The organism is Nitrospirota bacterium (assembly GCA_020846775.1).
GTDB lineage: Bacteria > Nitrospirota > 9FT-COMBO-42-15 > HDB-SIOI813 > HDB-SIOI813 > RBG-16-43-11.
Genome location: JADLDG010000078.1, coordinates 1 through 22122, shown reverse-complemented (window position 1 = coordinate 22122; position 22122 = coordinate 1). Strand labels below are relative to the sequence as shown.

13 protein-coding genes, 1 pseudogene and 1 riboswitch are annotated in these 22122 nt (G+C 46.1%); of the genes and pseudogenes, 12 read left to right on the top strand and 2 right to left on the bottom strand.

What is annotated here, in order from left to right; genetic code table 11:
• From IT392_09840 to IT392_09820, 5 genes and pseudogenes are all read left to right on the top strand, one after another.
• On the top strand, positions 1–1931 hold a 1931-nt coding region (locus IT392_09840; protein ID MCC6544785.1), incomplete at its 5' end, for an ATP-dependent Clp protease ATP-binding subunit.
• Positions 1932–2030: 99 nt separating this feature from the next.
• Entirely contained in the window at positions 2031–2876 is an 846-nt protein-coding gene (locus IT392_09835; GenBank protein MCC6544784.1) for a divergent polysaccharide deacetylase family protein, read from the top strand.
• Positions 2858–3910, top strand: a complete 1053-nt coding sequence (gene tsaD / locus IT392_09830; protein ID MCC6544783.1) for a tRNA (adenosine(37)-N6)-threonylcarbamoyltransferase complex transferase subunit TsaD — start codon at positions 2858–2860, stop codon at positions 3908–3910. The genes IT392_09835 and tsaD overlap by 19 nt, the downstream gene beginning before the upstream one ends.
• A 1-nt stretch (position 3911) precedes the next feature.
• Positions 3912–5543 carry an Ig-like domain-containing protein gene (locus IT392_09825; GenBank protein ID MCC6544782.1) on the top strand — a complete coding sequence of 544 codons (1632 nt, stop codon included), beginning with the start codon at positions 3912–3914 and terminating at the stop codon, positions 5541–5543.
• Positions 5544–5655: 112 nt separating this feature from the next.
• Positions 5656–6189, top strand: a pseudogene (locus tag IT392_09820) (lytic transglycosylase domain-containing protein).
• A gap of 18 nt (positions 6190–6207) precedes the next feature.
• Here IT392_09820 and nadB read toward each other — a convergent pair.
• Positions 6208–7764, bottom strand: coding sequence for an L-aspartate oxidase (gene nadB / locus IT392_09815; protein ID MCC6544781.1), 1557 nt, complete (start codon positions 7762–7764; stop codon positions 6208–6210).
• Positions 7761–8321, bottom strand: a complete 561-nt coding sequence (locus IT392_09810) for a hypothetical protein (protein ID MCC6544780.1) — start codon at positions 8319–8321, stop codon at positions 7761–7763. Before IT392_09810 ends, nadB begins: the two co-directional genes overlap by 4 nt.
• A 93-nt stretch (positions 8322–8414) precedes the next feature.
• On the opposite strand from IT392_09810, the gene IT392_09805 reads away from it, so the two are divergent.
• The 7 genes from IT392_09805 to IT392_09775 all read left to right on the top strand — a co-directional run.
• The gene (locus tag IT392_09805; protein ID MCC6544779.1) at positions 8415–11036 is read left to right on the top strand and encodes a cation-translocating P-type ATPase; all 2622 of its coding nucleotides are present in this window, start codon (positions 8415–8417) and stop codon (positions 11034–11036) included.
• A 96-nt stretch (positions 11037–11132) separates the two neighbouring features.
• Positions 11133–12335 (top strand): ATP citrate lyase, encoded by a 1203-nt coding sequence (locus IT392_09800; protein ID MCC6544778.1) that lies wholly within the window; start codon positions 11133–11135, stop codon positions 12333–12335.
• A 43-nt stretch (positions 12336–12378) separates the two neighbouring features.
• Positions 12379–14220, top strand: coding sequence for an ATP citrate lyase (locus IT392_09795; protein MCC6544777.1), 1842 nt, complete (start codon positions 12379–12381; stop codon positions 14218–14220).
• Positions 14221–14365: 145 nt separating this feature from the next.
• Positions 14366–14974 carry a peptidoglycan-associated lipoprotein Pal gene (pal, locus tag IT392_09790; protein MCC6544776.1) on the top strand — a complete coding sequence of 203 codons (609 nt, stop codon included), beginning with the start codon at positions 14366–14368 and terminating at the stop codon, positions 14972–14974.
• Positions 14975–14977: 3 nt separating this feature from the next.
• Positions 14978–15652 (top strand): hypothetical protein, encoded by a 675-nt coding sequence (locus IT392_09785; GenBank protein ID MCC6544775.1) that lies wholly within the window; start codon positions 14978–14980, stop codon positions 15650–15652.
• A 71-nt stretch (positions 15653–15723) separates the two neighbouring features.
• Complete coding sequence (gene gltX / locus IT392_09780; GenBank protein MCC6544774.1) at positions 15724–17136, top strand: glutamate--tRNA ligase; 1413 nt, start codon at positions 15724–15726, stop codon at positions 17134–17136.
• 354 nt (positions 17137–17490) lie between these two features.
• Positions 17491–17570, top strand: a riboswitch (cyclic di-GMP riboswitch).
• Between the two features lie 107 nt (positions 17571–17677).
• Positions 17678–22122: DUF11 domain-containing protein (locus IT392_09775; GenBank protein MCC6544773.1), on the top strand; the 4445-nt coding region annotated here is incomplete at its 3' end.

Sequence of the window (22122 nt, the reverse complement as noted above, 5' to 3'; positions counted from 1 at the left end):
TGACTGCCCTGGCTGCGGAAGGTCAGCTTGACCCCGTAATTGGACGTGATCAGGAGATTGAGCGCGTACTCCAGATCCTTAGCAGGAGAACGAAGAATAATCCTGTCCTGATTGGAGAGGCAGGGGTCGGCAAGACAGCTATTGTAGAGGGTCTTGCTCAGAATATTGTGAACCTGGATGTACCGGATAACCTGCTTAATAAGCGGGTTATCGGTCTTGACCTTGGTGCCCTTGTAGCAGGGACAAAATACAGGGGGCAGTTTGAGGAGAGGCTCAAGGTAATCATGAAGGAGATTACAACCGTCGGCAATATCATAATATTTATTGATGAGCTTCATACATTAGTTGGAGCCGGGGCAGCTGAAGGTTCAATAGACGCATCAAATATGCTCAAACCTGCCTTCGCAAGGGGAGAAATTCGCTGTATCGGAGCAACAACCCTTGACGAATACAGGAAGTATATAGAAAAAGACGGGGCATTAAAGAGGAGATTCCAGCCTGTATTTGTTAATCCTCCGACTATGGAACAGACGGTTGAAATAATAAAGGGACTTCGGGGCAAGTATGAAGAACATCACAATGTGTACATTTCCGATGAAGCTATAGATGAGGCTGTACGTCTGTCTGACAGATATATAACGGACCGGTATCATCCTGACAAGGCTATTGATATTGTTGATGAGGCAGGGGCACGTGCCAAGCTGTTATCTCATTTTGTTCCTGATAAGATACGTGCGGTAGAACAGGAGCTGAAGAATGTAATAAGGGAAAAGGATATCGTCAGCAAGCTTCAGAACTTTGATGCAGTTGCCAGATTCAGGGAAGAGGAAGAAAGACTCAGGGATGCAATAGATGACGCGAAACGGGATTGGAAGAGTCAGGTGGATAAAACAAAACCTGTAGTTGGGAAAGAAGATATAGCGTACATTGTTGCCCGTATGACGGGGATACCACTGACCAGACTTGAAGAAGGGGAGACCAATAAGTTGCTCAATATTGAGGAGGAATTACATAAGCGTGTTATTGGCCAGGATGAGGCTATTTCTGTTATTGCAAAGGCGATCCGGCGTTCGAGGGCAGGGCTTAAAGGTGCAAAACGGCCGATCGGTTCTTTCATCTTCCTGGGTCCAACAGGTGTTGGAAAGACAGAGCTTGCAAAGACACTGGCAGAATACCTGTTCGATAATGAGGATGCACTTATCAAGATTGATATGTCAGAATATATGGAAAAATTCAGCTCCTCAAGGTTGATGGGGGCGCCTCCTGGATATGTTGGTTATGAAGAGGGCGGGCAGCTTACTGAAAAGGTAAGGAGAAAGCCTTACTCCGTAATACTTTTTGATGAGATCGAGAAGGCCCATCATGACATGTTTAATGTTCTCCTGCAGATATTTGAAGATGGGTGCCTTACTGACAGTTTTGGCCGAAGGGTAGATTTCAGGAATACTATTATCATTATGACATCCAATATCGGGGCGAGGGCAATAGACAAGGGCGCAACATTGGGATTCCAGAAGGCCGGTGAAGAGGGACAACATAAGAGGATGAAAGAGTCAATATCCACAGAGCTGAAAAATACCTTTAATCCTGAGTTCCTTAACCGTATAGATGAGGTCGTAATCTTCCATTCACTGACGAGGGAGCACCTTATGAAGATAGTAGATATGTTGATAGAAGAGGTGAATGAGCGCCTGATGATATCCGGTATGCGCATGGAGATTGCAGATGATGTAAAGGAGTGGCTCATCAATGAGGGTTTTGAGCCTCACTACGGGGCCCGCCCAATGAGACGGGTGATACAGAGACATATTGAAGATCCCCTGTCTGAAGAGATTATAAGGGGGCGATTCAAAGAGACGAAAAAGATCAGGGTAGTTTTAAGGGATAATATACCGACGTTTATTGAAGATGAGATAATGGCCGGAGTGTAGATTAGATAGCAGGCAGCGTATACCATCATGAAAGGCTATCAATAGCTTGTCAGTGCACGTTAAATCTGATAAGTTGTTGATGGCCTTTTTTATTTTCCAATGAAAAAAAACAGACGCATATTGATAATCGTATCAGTCTCTATAGCAGTTATTATTGTTATATTCAGTACATTGCCAAAGTCTCCCCCCAAACCCCCCCCTGCTTTAACGCCTGAGAAATATGAGCCAACTCAACCAGAGATTCCTGTCCCTCATGTTGAGCCAAAGAAAGTTGATAAAAAATACCGGGGCCGTGTAGCAATTGTAATTGATGATGTAGGGAATGATAAGAAGATTTTCAGGAAATTCACAGAACTTGGTATACCTGTTACATTCTCTATCCTGCCCGGAGAGAGATACTCAAAATACATTGCAAATGAGGCGTGGCAGTTGAAATACGAAGTGATGCTCCACCTTCCAATGGAACCGCATGGCTCATGGAGCAACCCGGGCAGTCATGCTATTCTTGCAGCGATGTCAGATGATCAGATGTTAAGGCAGTTGTCAGAAGACCTGGATGCAGTGCCGCATGCAGCAGGAGTGAACAATCATATGGGCTCCCTTCTTACAGAAAACGATTCTGCAATGCGTGTTATTCTTGAAGAGATTTACAAAAGGGGACTCTTCTTTATTGACAGCAGGACATCATCTCAAACTGTGGCATACAATGTTGCAAAAAGCATAGGGGTCAAGAGTGGGGACCGTGACGTATTTCTTGATAACAAGCCTGATATAGAATATATCAAGGGGCAGATTGACACGGCTATCAGAATTGCAAAAAAGAGGGGTGAGGCCACTGTTATTGGTCATGCAAAACTTCTGACTGCTGAGGCTATATTGGAAAAACTGCCTGATTTTGAAAAAGAGAGGATTGAATTGGTAACCATATCGAGGGTACTGGATTGAGTCACATCCTTGCCATTGAAACATCGTGTGATGAAACTGCGGCAGCTGTTCTGAAAGATGGGAGAAAGGTACTCTCAAGCATTGTTGGTTTCCAGTGGGATATCCATCGCAAATACGGGGGGGTAGTCCCTGAACTTGCGTGCAGACGTCATATAGAGATTATACAACCGCTTACCGAAGAAGCGCTGAAAAAGGGGGGTATTGACCTTAAGGATCTGGATGCAATTGCAGTTACATCATGTCCCGGCCTTATAGGGTCGCTACTCGTAGGAGTCTCTTTTGCGAAGGCGCTTTCCTATTCTCTGAAAATACCGCTCATTCCGGTAAACCATCTGGAGGGTCACCTATGGGCGATTTCTCTGGAAAGAAGGGTCCCGCGGCCATTTATTGCTTTAGTAGTCTCTGGTGGACACACAAACCTTTATATTGTTGAGGATGTTGGAAAATACACGCTGCTTGGGTCAACCCTCGATGATGCAGCCGGTGAGGCATTTGATAAGGTCGCCAGGATTCTTGGACTCGGGTTTCCTGGAGGCCCTGCAATAGAATTATATGGCATGAATGGCAATCCAGATGCAGTAGCCTTCCCAAGGGCGCTCTTAAATAGAGAAGGGTTTGATTTCAGCTTCAGTGGCATAAAAACTGCAGTTGTTAGTTATGTTCGGGGTATCTATAAGGTGGCTCATATTGACGACATACCCGGGGCAATAGCAGAAAATGACCAGTTTAAGGCAGACATTGCAGCCAGCTTTCAGCAGGCCGTTGTTGATGTCCTCGTGACAAGGACTATTGGCTCCGCAAGAAAAGCAGGGATTAGAAGAATAGTGATATCAGGAGGAGTGGCCTGTAACAAATTACTCAGGAGCAGAATGAAGAGCGATGCTGCAGCGAATGGAATAACTGTATATATCCCGTCCCCGCAATATTGCACTGACAATGCAGCTATGATTGCCTGGGTCGGATATAGATATTTCAAGAAGGGGATCTCTGCTGACCTGAGGCTTAATCCGTCTGCAGGAGGCAATATAGGATAAAATGAAGCTACTTGCCCGTTTCCTTATCATCATTGCAGCAATCTGCTCATCAGGATGCAGCAGCGGGGTTGAGAGTAATTTCTTCTCTGACTATGGAACTGATCAGGGAGATATTGTACGAGTAGAGATAACTGGCGATATTAATAATACAGGCGTGCCGGGTGAGTCAGACTGGGAAAAGACCGCTACTGTAGATTCAGGATCAACGTTGCAGGTAGGTGTTGTCGGTTATGATGCAGGGGGTACTAGTTCCGGGAATCTTAGTACAACATGGACAACCAGTGATCCTAAAATAGCGGATGTAGACAGTACAGGAAAGATTACCGCTATATCTTCCGGAAAGGCAGAGATCACAGTTGAGGTTTCAAATTCCGGGACCGGAGAAAAGATAACAGATGTTATTGTTATAACTGTATCACCGCCACCTGTATTAATGAAACCATGGACGGAATTGTCCGTTACCCTTCCCCAGCCTGTTTGGGATCATGCCTCGGCAATATGGAATGGTTATGTATATGTGGCGGGTGGTAACTCGGATTGTACAGCCTCCTTCGATAAATGTGGATTCACTGATCAAGTATATTATGCCCGAATAAATCAGGATGGGACCATCAGCAATTTCAACCTGACGACTCCATTACCAAGATATTTAAAAGGGCACGCCCTTCTTGTACATAATGGTTATATGTATGTCCTTGGAGGTATTGTTCAGACTGTTTATCCTCTGGCACCCATTCCTTCTCCAGATCCACCATATCCGAATCCTGATTTTAACTATGATAATTATGAGACCGTTCTTAATGGAAGGGTCTTTTATTCCAAAATTGGTTCCGATGGCAGGCTCGGAAACTGGATGGAGACAGCGCCTCTTCCGCCTTCAGATAAAATACCGCCGGGACAATTGACTTCAGATCCTGATATCAGCGGTCTCTTTGGAATGTCTGCAGCGGTAAATACCATGTCAGGCAACGGATATATATATGTAACAGGCGGTTGGAGCAATAAATTGAAATCTAATCTGGATACTGTACTTGTCGGTGTAATAAATAAGTCAGATGGGGCTATTTCAGCGTGGCTGCATGATGCACAGTCAGATCTTCCTTATAATCTGAGTAAACATACTTCTATTGCAGCAACTGTCAATGGTGACAATTACCTCTATATTATGGGAGGAAACAGTGGTGATTTAGGTTCCCAGATCTTTCATAATGAGATAATATATGCAAAAATTGAGAATAATGGTATACTATCCAATTGGAATTATTCATCAACTGTTCTTCCTGACAGGGTAATAGATCATGCCGTTGCCTCACAGGGAAGGCATATATTCGTCCTGGGCGGCCGTGATGGAGACGGCGGCGCCTATAAGGATAAAAATGGAGTTTATAAGGAAGAGACTAAATACCATATTCTTAATAAAGTTATCTACTTTTATATAAATGATAGCGGCGAACTACAGCAAATGCAGAGATTGGCTGATTTACCTGTTCCACTTTTCCATCATGCAGCAGTTGCCGATATAAATAACTTAACCAGTTCAATAAATATTTACTTAACCGGAGGTGCCGGTGGCGATACAGAAGATCAAAACAACAGAAGTGACAAGGTTTATAACCTCCAAATTGTTCCATAAGATAATAAGACCGGCTTTTACACCAACACACACCGAAGTTTCTATTATAGCATATAAAGAGTTTGTTTGTTGTCTTTTACTTTTTCTGTTAAGTTTTTATGCCGCGGACAGAGTTAATGCAGAAGTCTACACTTATGAAGATGACAATGGGACAGTTCACTTCACTAATGTCCCTACAGACCCTCAATACACAATGATTATTCCACCTAAGGAAGAGTCAAGACAGACCGGCAGGGAAGGTTATCAGAGCAGCCGCCAGGGTGAATTCAATAAACTGATAGCAGATAAGTCTTATCAGTATGGGCTTGACCCGGCCCTCGTAAAGGCGGTGATAGCCGTGGAATCAGACTTTAATCCCCGTGCAATATCAGAAAAAGGGGCAATGGGTCTGATGCAGCTTATGCCTCTTACGGCAAAAGACCTCGGCGTGTCTAACACCTTTGACCCTGCGGCTAATGTTGATGGAGGGACACGGTATCTCAGATACCTTCTGGATTATTTCAACTGGGATATAGAGCTTGCACTTGCAGCGTATCATGCAGGAAAATCAAGGGTAGAAAGGCATTTCGGAATACCGCCTATACCAGCCACGCATGCCTACGTTAAAAAAGTAAAAAGTACATACAGCAGATATATCCTTAATTAAAGCGTAAAAAGGGGACGGTTACCTGATCCTGATATGCCTTTTCTTCCCGCTCCACTCCGGGTAGTCTTCCCGGTAATGAGCGCCTACACTTTCCCGTCGTTTAATGGCTGAAGAAACGATGAGACTGCTGGTATACATCATATTGACAAGTTCAAGTTCTCTTCTTGTTATTCCGTGATTACTCAGTTCTCCTGAAAACCCTTCCAGGTTTATTCTTGCATCCTCGAGAGATGACCCGGTCCGGATAATACCGGCGTCCTTCCACATGACCATCTGAAGCCTTTCACGTATCTGATTTACTGCTGCGGGACCAGGATGCGAATGATTATTCTTTCTGCTGACAGCAATATTATTAATGCCTGATTTATGAGAATTGATGTATGAAACGTCTGTTGACCCTGCATATTCAGCTGCGGCAATTCCAGTTCGCGCTCCAAAAACAAGTCCCTCTAACAGAGAGTTAGAGGCAAGCCTGTTTGCACCATGAACTCCGGTACAAGCTACTTCACCAGCTGAAAAAAGCCCGTCAATGGAGGTACGTCCGCTTGTATCAGTCTCAATCCCTCCTATCATGAAATGTGCGGCAGGGCTTACCGGGATCATGTCTCTGGTTAAGTCAATATTATATTGAATACATGAATTATAAGTTGCCGGGAATCTTTCCCTGAGAAGCAGAGGGTTCATGTGCGTTGCGTCAAGAAAAACATAATCCTCCTTCTTTTTACTTGTCTCCCGTATAATAGCCCTCGAGAGCTCATCGCGCGGAGCAAGTTCTGCAAGAGGATGATATTTATGCATGAACCTTTTTTTATTCAGGTCTCTCAGTACCGCCCCTTCCCCCCGTAATGCCTCAGTTATAAGAAATGACGGCGCCCCCGGGAGTGCAAATGTAGTGGGATGGAACTGAACAAATTCCATATCTGACAACACAGCCCCGGCCCTGTTGGCAAGAGCTATTCCGTCACCTGTTGCACCGGACGGGTTGGTGGTCCTTAAATATAACTGACCTGCCCCGCCTGTTGTGATGATAGTTGCCCTGGCTGAAATACGGTAAACCCTGCCGCTGTCTTCGTCCAGCATTGTTGCCCCGGTACACACTCCCCCCTGGATGATTAGGTCAACAGCAAACTGTTTGTGGAGTTTTTTTATGTTGCGGTCTTCAAGGGCCTTCTTGCGAAGTATCCGAACGATCTCACTGCCTGTAGAATCCTTGAAGTGCAGTATCCTTCGTCTGCTGTGGGCGCCTTCAAGCCCTACCAGGTAGTCACTGCCATGTTTGTCGAAGCGTACCCCCCAGTCAATGAGCTTCTGAACCTGAAATTGACCATCCCTGACAAGAACAGAAACTGCTTTTTTTTTGCAGAGGCCGGCTCCTGCATTCAGAGTGTCTTCGACATGGTGCTGAGTGCTGTCATCGTCAGCTACGACAACTGCTATACCCCCCTGCGCATAGCTTGAACTGCTTTCAAATGCCTTATCCTTGGTGACAATCAATACCTTGCCATGGCTGCTCAACTCTATAGCAGCCCTTAATCCTGCTATTCCGCAGCCAATGATGAGAAAGTCAGTCTTCATTTGTTTGATATGCCGAATGGGCTGTCGCCCTTAATACCCACTATCTTAAGACCATCTCCAGACTGGATTATAATAACAGAGCTGCCGCCGTCCTTAAAAGTCTTTTCGCCATCCCCCCTCGAAGCGCTCCAGTGGACAGATACATTGGCGCGTTCCTTGTCAATCTCTATCCTGTCAATAAAGATGTTGAGTGATATAGTGCTAAACCGCTTCATATCCTGAAAGATGACATCTTTCACCCCGGATTCGAGCAGGAAATCTGAAGAATACAATGACTGAATGCTTTCATCGTGCTGTTCGTAAAGATCTTTTAAATTGTGTATCAGATCAACGGTATTCCTGATCCTGATTGTCTCATCAGAGAGGATTACTTTTCCGGCACAACCTGATATGATAGAGATGGCTAGAAAACCGACAGATAGCAGAAAGAGTGCAAATCTGGTTCTAATCCTGAAATTTCCCTCTCTCTCAGGGTAAGAATGGGGGTTGAGATGAGTGCATTTAACTCTAAACAGAATTTCAGACAACATGGGTACGAAAACTATCACGGATTTCATATACAAGTCAAGAATTCCTTCTATTAATTCTTAACTCTGTTATTGCAATTCAGGATGACAGGACAGCAAAATTACGGGAGAATTCATTTTCACATGAAATATCATCAGCAAGCAAACGACGAAGTATTATCCGCCCTTAACACTTCTTCTAAAGGACTCTCAAACGATGAGGCCGGCAAGCGCCTGCTTGAATATGGACCAAATGAGATTAAGGAGTCAGCAAAAAGAACCCACCTTGGAATGTTAATAGACCAGTTCAGGGATTTCATGATCATTGTCCTTGTTATTGCAGCTGTAATCTCAGGTCTACTCGGTGAAATTGCAGATACTATTGCGATAGTTGTAATAGTAATCCTCAATGCAATTATGGGATTTGTACAGGAATACAGGGCAGAAAAGGCTATCGAGGCATTGAAAATGATGGCGACGCCTTTATCAACTGTCATGAGGGGTGGTGTCCAGCACTCTGTGCCAACGCCTGAGGTCGTACCCGGAGATATCGTCCTTCTTGAGGCAGGCAAGGTTGTGCCCGCAGACATGAGACTTGTGGAGTCAGCTCAAATCAGGATAGAGGAGGCAGCATTGACCGGAGAGTCAGTGCCTGTAGAAAAGAACACAGCCCAATTGCATGACGAGATGATCCCGCTTGGCGACAGACGGAACATGGCATATAAGGGGACAGTGATAACTTACGGACGTGGTTCAGGTGTAGTAGTTGCTACGGGTATGAAAACTGAACTGGGGCGGATAGCCGTTATGCTTCAGGAAGAGGAAGAGGTTAAGACACCACTTCAGAAGAGACTCTCATCATTTGGTCAGCGGCTGTCCGTAGCTGTTATGACGATCTGCGCCATAATGTTCATAGTTGGTGTCCTCCGCGGAGAACCGCCCGTTCTGATGTTCCTGACCGCCGTCAGTCTTGCAGTAGCAGCGATCCCAGAGGCGCTGCCTGCTGTAGTAACAATTGCACTTGCCATAGGCGCAAAAAAACTTGTCATACAGAATGCACTGATAAGAAAGCTGCCTGCTGTTGAAACCCTCGGTTCTGTAACATACATATGCTCAGATAAAACAGGTACGCTTACTGTAAATAAGATGACAGTAGAAGAAATATATGTGGACGGCAAATTACTGAAAAGTTCGGAGCTGCAGATATCGGGGACGGCAGATGACTTCCTGATGACCGCACTTGCATTAAATAACGATACCCATCTTGATGCCGCAGATAAAGTAGTCGGCGACCCGACTGAGATTGCCCTCTATAACATAGCTAAGGAGAAAGGGTTTGAAAAAAATGATATTGAAAAAAAATTCAAGCGTATTGACGAGATACCATTTGATTCTGATAGAAAGTGCATGACCACAATCCATGTAAACCCTGAAGGGGGGATCGTCTCCTTTACGAAGGGCGCTGTAGATGTCCTGATAGAAAAGACGGAAAACATGCTGACAGCAGATGGTATTATACCAATTGATTCTGAGATGATCCACAGGGTAAATGAAAGGATGGCCGCAGGCGGATTTAGAGTAATCGGTGTGGCAATGCGCTTATGGGATGGTGTTCCTTCCCCTGTTACTCCTGATGTTGTGGAAAGCAAACTGACTCTGCTCGGTTTGGCAGGTATGATGGACCCGCCGAGAGAGGAGGCTAAGGAGGCTGTTTCTGTATGCAAAACTGCCGGAATAAGATCTGTCATGATAACTGGGGACCATCCTCTTACAGCATTGACGATAGCACGAAGGATCGGTATTGTTGATCACGATGGAGATGTAATGACAGGGGCACGCCTTGAGAGACTGCCGATGCAGGATTTTCATGATAAGGTAGAACATTTGTCTGTTTATGCGCGTGTTGCCCCTGAGCAGAAGCTGAAGATAGTCAAGGCCCTTCAGGACAGGGGACAATATGTAGCAATGACAGGAGATGGTGTAAATGATGCCCCCGCCTTAAAGAGGGCCGATATCGGGATTGCCATGGGTATTACAGGCACCGATGTGTCTAAGGAGGCGGCGCACATGATCCTCCTTGATGACAACTTCGCTACTATAGTAAAGGCAATAAAGGAGGGGAGGGAGATATTTGATAACATAAGGAAGTTCATAAAATATATCCTCACCAGCAATGTAGGTGAGGTGTGGACTCTCTTTCTTGCCCCATTCCTCGGATTGCCGATTCCACTATTGCCCATACATTTACTCTGGATCAATCTTGTGACAGACGGACTCCCGGGCATCGCCCTTACAGCAGAACCTGCAGAAAAGGATGTGATGAAGAGACATCCAAGGCACCCGCAGGAGAGTATATTTGCCCATGGGCTTGGTATACATATTATATGGGTTGGGCTGTTGTTGGGTGGAGTAACCATTTTTACCCAGGCATGGTCTATTCATACAGGACACGCACACTGGCAGACTATGGTATTCACGGTCCTCTGTCTCAGCCAGATGGGGCATGTCCTCGCCATCAGGTCAGAAAAAGAATCCCTCTTCAGCCAGGGCATCTTTTCAAACATTCCGTTGCTTGGCGCTGTCATCCTGACTTTTGTTCTGCAAATGGCGACAATTTACATCCCTGTCCTTAATCCTGTATTTAATACCGAACCGCTGTCAATGGGTGAGCTATCGTTAGCCCTTTCCATGTCATCCGTTTTATTTGTTGCCGTTGAGATTGAAAAGTGGTTTAAGAGGAGAAAGGTCTTGACAAATTTGACCTAAAAATAGTATAAATTCAGGCAAATAGTAAGATGCCGTATATTGCTCACCAATATGAAGAGTGGGGTAATCCCCCGCAAAAGACTAAGGGAGGAGAACATGGCAAAGGTATTAGAAGGACCAGGCATGGATCTGTTGGAGAAATGGGGGATGAAGGTTCCACACCATGTAGTTGTTACGTCCCTCGAGCAGCTTGATCATCTGGCAACCGCAAATAAGTGGATGCATGATGGACGCCTGGTGGCAAAGGCCCATGAGGCAATCGGAAGCAGGATGAAATTGGGTCTGGTCAAGGTTGACCTTGACTTAAAAGGCGCTCTGGCGGCTACAAGAGAGATACTGGGTCATAAAGTAGGAACGATGACAATATCACAGGTGATCATCTCTGAGATGGTGCCTCATGATGTGGAATATTACCTTGCAGTGAAATCTACGAGGGAAGGCGCTGATATTCTGATGGCGAGCTTTGGCGGAATAGAAGTGGAATCAAGATGGAGTGAGATAAAGAGGACCAGCGTAGAGGTTGGAGATATGCCTTCGATTGAACAACTTGAAAAACTTGCCAGGGATGCAGGGTTCAAAGGAGACATCGTTGGTAAAGTGGCGCAGTTTGCAAATAAACTTTTTGACTGCTATGAACAGGAAGACGGCCAGTACCTTGAGATTAATCCTCTTTCAGTAACATCAAACGGAGAGCTTATAGCCCTTGATATGGTGACAATGCTTGATGCAGATTCACGCTTCAGGCATCCTGACTGGAACTTTAACTTTGCATCAGAATTCGGCCGCCCATATACAGAGGATGAGACAGCAATCATGGAAATAGATTCAAGGATAAAAGGTTCGGTTAAATTTATCGAGATACCAGGCGGAAATATTGCACTCCTGCCGGCTGGCGGCGGTGCAAGTGTATATTATGCGGATGCAATAGTTGCGCAGGGCGGCAAGATAGCAAACTATGCAGAGTACTCAGGCGACCCCCAGGACTGGGCAGTAGAGGCCCTCACTGAGAGAGTTGCTTCACTGCCGGGCATCGAACACATTATCGTCGGAGGCGCCATTGCTAATTTCACGAATGTCAAGAAAACCTTCGCAGGCATAATCGCAGGATTCAGGAATGTCAGGGCAAAAGGAAAGCTGAAGGATGTCAATATATGGGTGCGCCGCGGAGGACCGTTTGAAAAGGAAGGTCTTGAAGCCATGAGGGCGCTTGAACAGGAAGGATTCAAGATTCACGTTTATGACAGATACACGCCGCTAACAGACATTGTAGATTATGCTTTGCAGGGGAAGGCAAAATAGGCAGGATGCAGCCCAACAATAATAAGGAGGAGGTAATTAACCCATGAGTATCATAGCCGATGAAAATACAAGGGTAGTTATACAGGGCGGGCCTGCCGGAGTCAATGCTGCGCGCCGTATGGCAGAGTTTTCCTATCTGATTAAACAACCGGTTTGCGTAAAGGCATTTGTATTTCCCCCTGATGCAGGAAAGACAGCGGACATACCATATGGAAGCGAAACCGTAACAGTACCTATATTTGCATCTGTAGCCGAGGCTGTAAAGAAATTTCCTGAAATTAATACAAGCCTCGTTTACATAGCCCCGAACAGGGCACTTGCAAGCACCCTGGAGGCATTAAGAAATGAAAAGATAAAGGTTGTCTCCATGATTACAGAGGGCGTTGCGGAGAAAGACTCCAAGATTCTATCAAGAGAGGCAAAGAAGCTCGGCAAGGTTTTTAACGGTCCATCATCTATAGGAATATTTTCAGCAGGCAAATGCCGGCTTGGAGTTGTAGGAGGCTCCTATGAAAATCTTATCCTTTCAAAGCTCAACAGGCCCGGTTCAATTGGAGTAATCACGAAATCAGGCGGTCTTTTAAATGAAATCATATGGATCTGCAGCCAGTTTGCAAATGGCATAACAACAGCGGTTGGAATCGGAGGTGACGCATATCCCGGCACCGATTATGTCTCATATCTTGAGATGTTTGAGAATGATCCGGATACAAAGGCAGTAGTCATAGTAGGTGAGATGGGCGGCAACCTTGAAGAACGTGCAGCAGAGTGGTATGGCGCAAAGAAGCGCAGGATCAAGCTGTTAGCGGTCGTATCAGGATTCTGTCAGGAAGTGCTTCCAAAGGGGATGAAGTTCGGTCATGCCGGCGCAAAAGAGGGAACCAGGGGAGAGGGAAGCGCCAGAGGCAAGTCTGACGCACTGAAGAATGCAGGTGCAATCGTCCCGCAGACATATGGCGCCCTCGGACCTGCAATAAAGAAGGTATATGAGGATCTACTTGCCAGTGGTGTGATAACCCCTGTCAAGGAAACCCCTGCAGATCAGATCCGCAAGTGGCCAAAGCCGATTGAAGAGGCAATTAAGACAGGCGAGGTTTCAGTACCGCCATTATTCAAATCAACCATCTGCGATGACCGCGGCGACGAGCCGATGTATAACGGTTATCCAGCATCAGATCTGATTAATAAGGGATATGACATCCCTCACGTTATAGGACTTCTCTGGACTAAACGTCTAATCTCCCCTGATGAGGCAGAGCTGATCAGGAGGATCCTTATGCTCTCAGCAGACCATGGACCGTGTGTAAGCGGGGCACTGGCAACCATCCTTGCTGCATGCGCTGACATCCCGATGGCACAGGCGGTTGCATCAGGTATTACGATGATAGGCCCGCGTTTCGGAGGTGCGGTAACCGATGCTGGGCGCTGGTTTAAGTATGCCCTTGAGAATAATATGAGTGTTGATGAGTTTCTTGTTTATATGAAGGCAAACGTGGGACCAGTACCTGGAATAGGCCACAGGGTTAAAAGCGTAAACAATCCTGACAAAAGGGTGAAAGAGCTTGTCAGTTTTGCAAAGAGTCTTGGGAGGAAACTCCCTCATCTCGATTTTGCCCTTGAGGTCGAGAAAATTACGACAGGCAAGAAAGACAACCTGATCCTGAACGTAGACGGGACTATTGCTGTAGTACTGTTAGACCTTGGTTTTCCTGTTGAAAGTCTGAACGGATTCTTCATCCTTGCCCGTACCATGGGCCTTATAGGGCATTGGATAGACCAGAAACAGCAGGCTGCACGTCTCATCCGTCTCCATCCATACCTTGCAAGGTATGCGACGGAGCCGAAGAGAGAAGCTCCACAGGCAGATAAACCGGTAGAAGTATAAAATGCCAAACAGCTGAGTGAGGGGTTCATTCCCTTCACTCAGCCTGTATCTTCGCTTCATCGTTCCCCGTTATTTACAAAAGACTTCAAATTGTGTCAAAATGTGATATAATTAGTAAATCTAACCCAAAAGGAGGAATTAATTAATGATTACAAAAAAAATGTCTGTAGCCCTTCCGGTTATATTAGTGACAGCATTAATATTCACTAACGGCTGCCTGAAGAAGGTCTCCACGTCTGAGTTGGATGAGACAAGAACAAATTCTTCAGGAACGACTTCTGATGTCAGCCAGTCTGGTGGTTTGCTCAATGGGGGTGATTTAGTAGCGGTAACAGAGCCCTCAACACCTGCTGCTGATGTTTCCGGGGATAGCATGGCAGGAGACAAATCTTTATCATCGAATTCATCGAATAAGGATGTAAAAGACATATTTTTCGACTTCGACGAGTACACTCTTCGTGATGAATCAAAATCCAAGCTTCAGGATAATGCCTCTCTGTTAAAAGTCAAGAAGGTTAAGAAGGTAGTTATTGAAGGTCATTGTGATGAACGCGGCACAAATGAATACAATCTTGCACTTGGCGAGCGCCGGGCTCAGTCAACCAAACGTTACCTTACTGCATTAGGCATAAATCCATCCAATATTTCAACAATAAGTTTTGGTGAAGAGAAACTGTTTTGTTCTGAACAGAATGAAGATTGCTGGCAGAAGAACAGACGTGCCCACTTCATATTGCAGGAAAACGGCTCTTAATCAATGAGCGCCAGGCAAATAAAATCATATGAAATCCCCTCCCCTTCAAGGGGAGGGGTAGTATGGGGATCGGTTTTTCTATGGATGCTGCCGGCCCTGCTGATGTTAACATTAATCGGCTGTGCACGAGGCGTAACCTATGTCATAGACGTTTCCTACTCCCCTCAGATTAAAGACCTGTCGCACGATAAGACAGAGCCTGTAAGGATCGCAGTAATACCCTTTGAAGATTCAAGAGAAAATAAGAGGGGCATAGGAACCAGGACCCGCTTAATGGGCCGAATAGATGAGTTTGAGGCCCGTCCATATCCGGCGGCTGCAGCGATTACAGATACACTTGTGAGCGCACTCAGGATAAAGGGATACAACCCTGTCGTGGTCACAGGGGGTAAGGATTATGCCGGAATAACAGAGGGGACCTCGATTCAAATGGTCCTGTCCGGTACGGTAGAAGAACTATGGGCCGAGGCCATCTCTAAACCTGCTCACACCAGCATCAACACAAAGGTCAAGATTAAAGTTAACATATACAGTGTTAATGATAAGACAATAAGGACCCTTACAGTACAAAGCCAGTCTGCACCGCAGGTCGTATTCTTCAGCCCCGGCATTCTCCAGCATGCCGTAAATGATACGCTTACCGATGCTATAAATAAACTCCTCGCCACGCCGCTTTAAAAGAAGATAATTTCCCAATTCAAGTAAATAAATCTGTCCCATTTTTGTCACTTGTGTTATAGTAATTACCTATGTCTGATACCGTCCGCGTAAGATTTGCACCGAGTCCTACGGGCTTCCTCCACATAGGCGGAGTCAGGACAGCGCTATTTAACTGGCTATTCGCCCGTCACAGCAAAGGTGTCTTCATCCTGCGAATAGAAGATACAGACCAGACCCGTTCGACTGATGAGTCTATACAGGCAATCATCCAGGGCATGGAGTGGCTCGGACTTGACTGGGATGAGGGCCCGTACCGTCAAACCGATAGGATGCATATCTACAAAGAGCATATTGAAAGGCTCCTTAAGGAAGATAAGGCATATCATTGCTATTGCACCTCTGAAGAGCTTGAGGAACGGAGAAAGCAGGCGCTTGCTGAAAAGCGCATACCCAAATATGACGGCAGGTGCAGGGAGATTAAAGACCCTGTCCCCGGAAGACCATCTGCAATCCGCTTCAAGGTGCCTCTGCATGGGGAGACAGTTGTTGATGACCATGTTAAGGGCAGGATCGTCTTTGACAATGCACAGCTTGACGATCTTATTATTATGAGGTCTGACGGCTGGCCTACATACAACTTCTGTGTTGTAGTAGATGATGCAAGTATGAATATTACACATGTGATAAGGGGTGACGATCATCTTAACAACACCCCGCGCCAGATTCAGTTATATAAGGCATTTGGATTTAAGACGCCTGAATTCGCTCACCTCCCTATGATACTTGGCCATGACAAGACGAGGCTGTCAAAAAGGCATGGCGCAACATCTGTGACAGCATACAGAGACATGGGCTATCTTCCGGAGGCCCTTGTAAATTACCTTGCGCGCCTTGGCTGGTCATTCAAGGACCAGGAGGTATTCAGCATTGAAGAGCTTGTAGAACATTTCACACTGGAACATGTTGGCAGGTCAGCCGCTGTGTTCAATCCTGAGAAACTGATATGGCTTAACAGCCACTACATAACGAGCATGGATCATAAGGAAATTATCCGCCGCCTGAGACCTTATCTCATAAACGATGGTCTGATCAAAGAGGATACAGTCGTTGACGAGGTATGGATGGGGAAGGTCATTGCCTCACTGAAAGAGCGATGCCGCACACTCGTAGAGTTCTCGAGCGCCGCCAGCTACTTCTTCTCCGATGATGTGGAGGTAGACCCGGAGGCAGCAAAGAAGTTCCTGATACCTGGAAACAGGGGAGTCCTCGAAGACGTATTAAGCGGCATGGAAACGATTCCGTCTCTTTCTGAAACAGACATAGACGCCCTTTTCAAAGAAATAATGTCTAACAAAGAGATTAAGATGGGACAGGTTGCACAGCCCGTCCGAGTTGCCCTTACAGGCAGGACAGTAAGTCCGGGTATATTTGAAGTTATAGAAATACTTGGCAAAAACAAGGTTTTAAGACGCCTCAGATCAGCGTTAAATAATATTTCTTAGCAGTGTCAATGTATCACAGTAGTCTTATAAAATATGGAATTTTGAATTGATACCTTATTATACAAAAATACTGATATTTGTATAAAAAAGATGCAATAGACGTATCTATCGAATTATAAAGAATATTTACCTGATTAAATGAATGAGTTAGCTATTATAATAACCTTTGCACTAAAGAGAGGCAACCTTAATTTTAAAAAATGGGCTTAACACTAATTGTCGGTCTAAAACATATCTATTTAATATTAAAGGGAATTTAAATTTATGATGTTAGAATGAATAAACAGGTATTAACATTGCATATAATATCATTGACTAAAAGTATGTTCTAAAGTCTATTTTATTATACAGCACCTTCTATCAAGGCAAACTATCTGTGAGGATAGGGCGCAACGCCAATGGGGCTTTGAAAATAAGCAAGCCGGGCTGCCGAGGTGCAATAAACTTTCGTTATGGAAAGATATTGCGACTCAGTGGTTCGGCTTTTTTTTATATACCTTACCGATATTAATATGTTAACCGTTCAATGGGGGGATGTGATATGAGATATTATACAGCAGGTATAATTCAGAATGGCCGGTCTTTAATCAGATTAAAGACTATTACATCCATCCCGCTTTTCATCCTGGCCCTTTGCCTGACAAGCGTTATAGCGATGGCAGTTTTTGCTGCAACGACTGTTAATGCAGCTCCTGCCATTGAAACGGACCAGCCTGAATATATGGAGGGTGAGACGGCATACATATATGGCAGCGGCTTCACACCCAACTCGCTGGTTATTGTCCAGGTAATCAGGGTTGATAACAGTATCGTAACAGGTAACGGAACAGAGACCCCTGGCAGTGATATTATTACGGCTGACCCATATGGTTCATTTATATATCCGTATTGGCTTTCCGGAGGTACAACCGCCCAATACTACGGCACCCTGACAGTAAATGCCATAGACTATGTTTCCATGGCTACTCTGGCTACCACCACCTTCCTTGATAATCCGTCGTTCGGGCTTCAGGGTTGTTCACGTGACAATGGTGATTGTTCAGATTCAGTAACTCCTGTAACCGGCTGGGCAGATGGGGTAAACCCGATGAACGGCTGGACATCAGGTAATGTCAAAGGATGGTATGAGCTTGAAAATGTGCCATATCGTCTTAAAGTCCAACTGAAAAAATCAAGCGATGCCAAGATCTATTATATAACAACAGAACATGACAATCTTAGCGGCGGAATTACCGGGGTAGACAGCGCAAGCGGTTTCTATGTCGGCGCCGCGGATGACAATAATTATTATGATGAAGGACAACTGACTAAGTCCTGCGTGTTTCAACCGTACAGAACTACTTCCCCTGCAGATCTTCCAACACCGTCAAATCCCTGTATCGTTACCGGACCAACATATAGCGGGGTGAATGATGATTCGAATAATGGGATAGATGAAGATTCTCCGGATGGAGTAGATAATGATGGCGATGGTAAAATAGATGAAGACCCGCTGCCAACAAGCTCATCGCCAAGTGTAAGACGTATACAGTACACATGGGCAGTATTATTTCAATCCTCAGATGTAGGAAAACACAAGAAGTGGGCTCTTTACTGGAAGGCACACCTTAGTTCAGGGGCAAGCGGATGGCCCGGTTCATCTCTGCACGCACATTCGAGTGCAGGGGGAAGCCAGGATGTCCCAATTAAGAATGTAAATTCTTCTCAGCAGGCGAACCTTTCTATTACAAAGTCTGATTCTCCTGACCCTGTAACAGTTGGCGGCACCCTGACCTATAACATTACTGTGACTAACAGCGGACCGAACGCGGCGTCAAATGTCACTATGACAGATACTATACCTGGCAGCACAACCTTTGTATCTGCAACATCGAGTCAGGGAAGCTGTTCTGGCTCAAGTACTGTGAACTGCAGCCTGGGTACAATAAATAATGGAGCCAGTGCCACAGTAACCATAGTGGTAATACCGACTACTGCAGGGACGATCAGTAATAAAGCCAGTGTGACCAGCAGCACGACGGATCCGAACAGTTCCAACAATACAACTCCATGGGTTTATACTACGGTTAATTCACCACCGAGCAATGTATCGGACCTATCCATTAACAAGACAGACTCACCGGACCCTGTTACTGCTGGAGGTATCCTGACCTACACAATAACTGTGACAAATATAGGACCGAATACTGCCACTAATGTTACAGTAACAGACAACCTTCCGGGTGGAGTAACCAATATCAATGCAAGCGGTTCCGGATGGGCCTGCATAATGAGCGGTTATTTGGTGACATGTACACGGCCAGCCCTGGCTGTTGGCACTGCGCCTGTCATTACCATAACGGTTACCGCACCAACTGCAGGCTGCAGCCTTAACAATACCGCAAGTGTAACAGCCGACCAGACAGATCCTGTCAGTTCAAATAACACAAAGACGATATCAACAACCGTTACTCCAGGAGCAAACCTATCTATTACGAAGACAGCATTTCCTGACCCGGTCACTGCTGGTGGGATTCTTACATACACGATTACAGTTTCGAATGCCGGACCAAGTTCGGCAACTAACGTTATTGTTTCTGACACGTTGCCGGCTGGCACGGCCTACATTGGCGCAAGCGGCACAGGCTGGTCGTGCACCCATAGTGCAGGCGTAGTAAGCTGCAACAGGGCAAGTCTTGGAGTTACCACCGCCCCGGCCATAAGCATCCAGGTAACAGCGCCTGCTAATGGCGGAAATATCAGCAACTCAGCCACTGTGACAAGTGATGTCAATGATCCTGTTTCAGGAAATAACAATGCCGGGCCTGTGACAACTACAGTTACAGCATCTGCAGACTTATCTATTACGAAGACGGATTCACCTGACCCTGTGGCATCGGGTGGGACACTGACCTATACTCTTGCTGTAACAAACAACGGTCCAAGTACGGCCTCTAATGTCTCGGTTTCTGACACTCTGCCTTCAGGTCCTTCTGCAGTTGCATATGTAAGCGCCACAGGTTCAGGATGGAGCTGCAGCCACCTCTCTGGTGTCGTAACGTGTACCCGCAGCAGTCTTGCCGAAGGAGCAGCTCCTGTGATCACTATAACGGTTACAGCCCCTGTCACAGCCAGTGCTGTCAGCATAACAAACAGTGCGACAGTTTCTGCCAGCACCAGTGATCTAATTTCCGGGAACAATACTGCAACGGCATCAACAACTGTTAATGCCACAGCAGACTTATCCATTACAAAGACAGACACACCTGATCCTGTGACAGTAGGCGGGACGCTGACCTATACGCTTGCTGTAACAAACAACGGTCCAAGCACGGCATCTACAGTCTCAGTTTCAGACACACTGCCTGCAGGTGTGACCTATGGAAGTGCCAGCGGTACGGGATGGGCTTGCAGTCAGAGCGCTGGTATAGTGACATGTACCCGCAGCACCCTTGCACTGGGAGCAGCGCCGCCGATTACCATTACCGTGACTGCGCCAGGGACATCCGGTTCGATCACTAACAGCGCGACAGTGTCCACCATCACCAATGATCCAACTATCGGAAACAATACAGCAACGGCATCAACAACTGTTAATGCTGCTGCATCGGCTGATCTTGAAATGGTTTCGAATATAGATGCGCCTGATCCGGTAGTAGCCGGGGCCAGCATGACGTATACATACACAGTGATAAACAACGGTCCGAGTACAGCAACGAATTTAGATGTTAAAGGCTACTTGCCACCAGGTGTTACATATGTAAGTGCCGTCGGAACCGGCTGGACATGCAGCGAGAGTTCACTGGTTGTAACTTGCACAAGAACAAGCCTGACATCCGGAACTACTGCGCCGATCATAGTAATTACGGTTTTGGCCAAATCCGAAGGCGGCACTATGAGCAGTTCGGCGACAGTGTCCTCCAGTGTGGGTGATCCAATAGCTTCTAATAACAGTAAAACGGCGGGTACAAATGTGACATCGTCGTCAGACCTGTCAATCATAAAAACAGGCCCGGCCACGGTTACAACTAATGGAGCAATGACATATACACTTGCGGTAACCAACAACGGTCCGAGCACGGCCACGAGTGTATCGGTATCGGATACACTCCCTGCCGGAGTCACGTTCACAAGTTTCAGTGCAGCAGGTTGGAACTGCGTACATAATACCGGTTTAGTAAGCTGTACGCTGCCCTCCAGTCTTGCACCCGGAGCTGCTCCGTCTATTGCGATAAATGCCACAGCGCCATCTACTCCTGGTCCTATATCCAATACGGCCACGGTTTCATCGGCTGTAAATGATCCTGTCAACGGAAACAATAGTTCGACACTAAGTACATCATCTAATTCGCCGCCGCTGACAAGTGCTGATCTATCTATAACCAAGACCGATTCCCCTGATCCAGTGTTAGTGAATCAGAATCTGACATATTTAATTACGGTAACAAATAACGGGCCTGATGCGGCCACAGGAGTGTCAGTTACCGACACCCTCCCTGCTGGTGTGACCTATGTATCTGCCACTCCGAGTCAGGGAAGTTGTTCACAGGCAGCCGGCACAGTAACCTGCCCTATAGGCACCATCGCATACCCCGGCTCTGCAACTGTTACGATAGTGGTTACCCCCACAGCAGCGGGGACTCTTAATAATAGCGCCGGTGTAAGCAGCACTACCTCTGACCCTAACGGCAGTAATAACAATGTGGGGCCGGTATCAACGGTTGTGAACTCTGCGCCTGGCATTGGTGCTGATTTATCTGTCACCAACACTGACTCCCCTGATCCTGTACCGTTAGTAGGTGGTCATGTTACTTATACAATTGTGGTAACCAATAATGGTCCGGGTTCAGCGACCGGCGTTACGATGACAGATCTGCTTGATGCAAGTACGGCATTATTTGGGTCGCCTGTATCGAGCCAGGGCACATGCAGTGGTACGACAACTATCACCTGCGCAATTGGGACATTGGCGAGCGGTTCCAGTGCTACAGTTACGGTTGTGACAAC

Coding starts and splice junctions, on each gene's coding strand:
- IT392_09835 (MCC6544784.1), top strand. CDS start 2,031: ATGAAAAAAAACAGACGCATATTGATAATCGTATCAGTCTCTATAGCA.
- IT392_09825 (MCC6544782.1), top strand. CDS start 3,912: ATGAAGCTACTTGCCCGTTTCCTTATCATCATTGCAGCAATCTGCTCA.
- nadB (MCC6544781.1), bottom strand. CDS start 7,764: ATGAAGACTGACTTTCTCATCATTGGCTGCGGAATAGCAGGATTAAGG.
- IT392_09810 (MCC6544780.1), bottom strand. CDS start 8,321: ATGAAATCCGTGATAGTTTTCGTACCCATGTTGTCTGAAATTCTGTTT.
- IT392_09805 (MCC6544779.1), top strand. CDS start 8,415: ATGAAATATCATCAGCAAGCAAACGACGAAGTATTATCCGCCCTTAAC.
- IT392_09800 (MCC6544778.1), top strand. CDS start 11,133: ATGGCAAAGGTATTAGAAGGACCAGGCATGGATCTGTTGGAGAAATGG.
- IT392_09795 (MCC6544777.1), top strand. CDS start 12,379: ATGAGTATCATAGCCGATGAAAATACAAGGGTAGTTATACAGGGCGGG.
- pal (MCC6544776.1), top strand. CDS start 14,366: ATGATTACAAAAAAAATGTCTGTAGCCCTTCCGGTTATATTAGTGACA.
- IT392_09785 (MCC6544775.1), top strand. CDS start 14,978: ATGAGCGCCAGGCAAATAAAATCATATGAAATCCCCTCCCCTTCAAGG.
- gltX (MCC6544774.1), top strand. CDS start 15,724: ATGTCTGATACCGTCCGCGTAAGATTTGCACCGAGTCCTACGGGCTTC.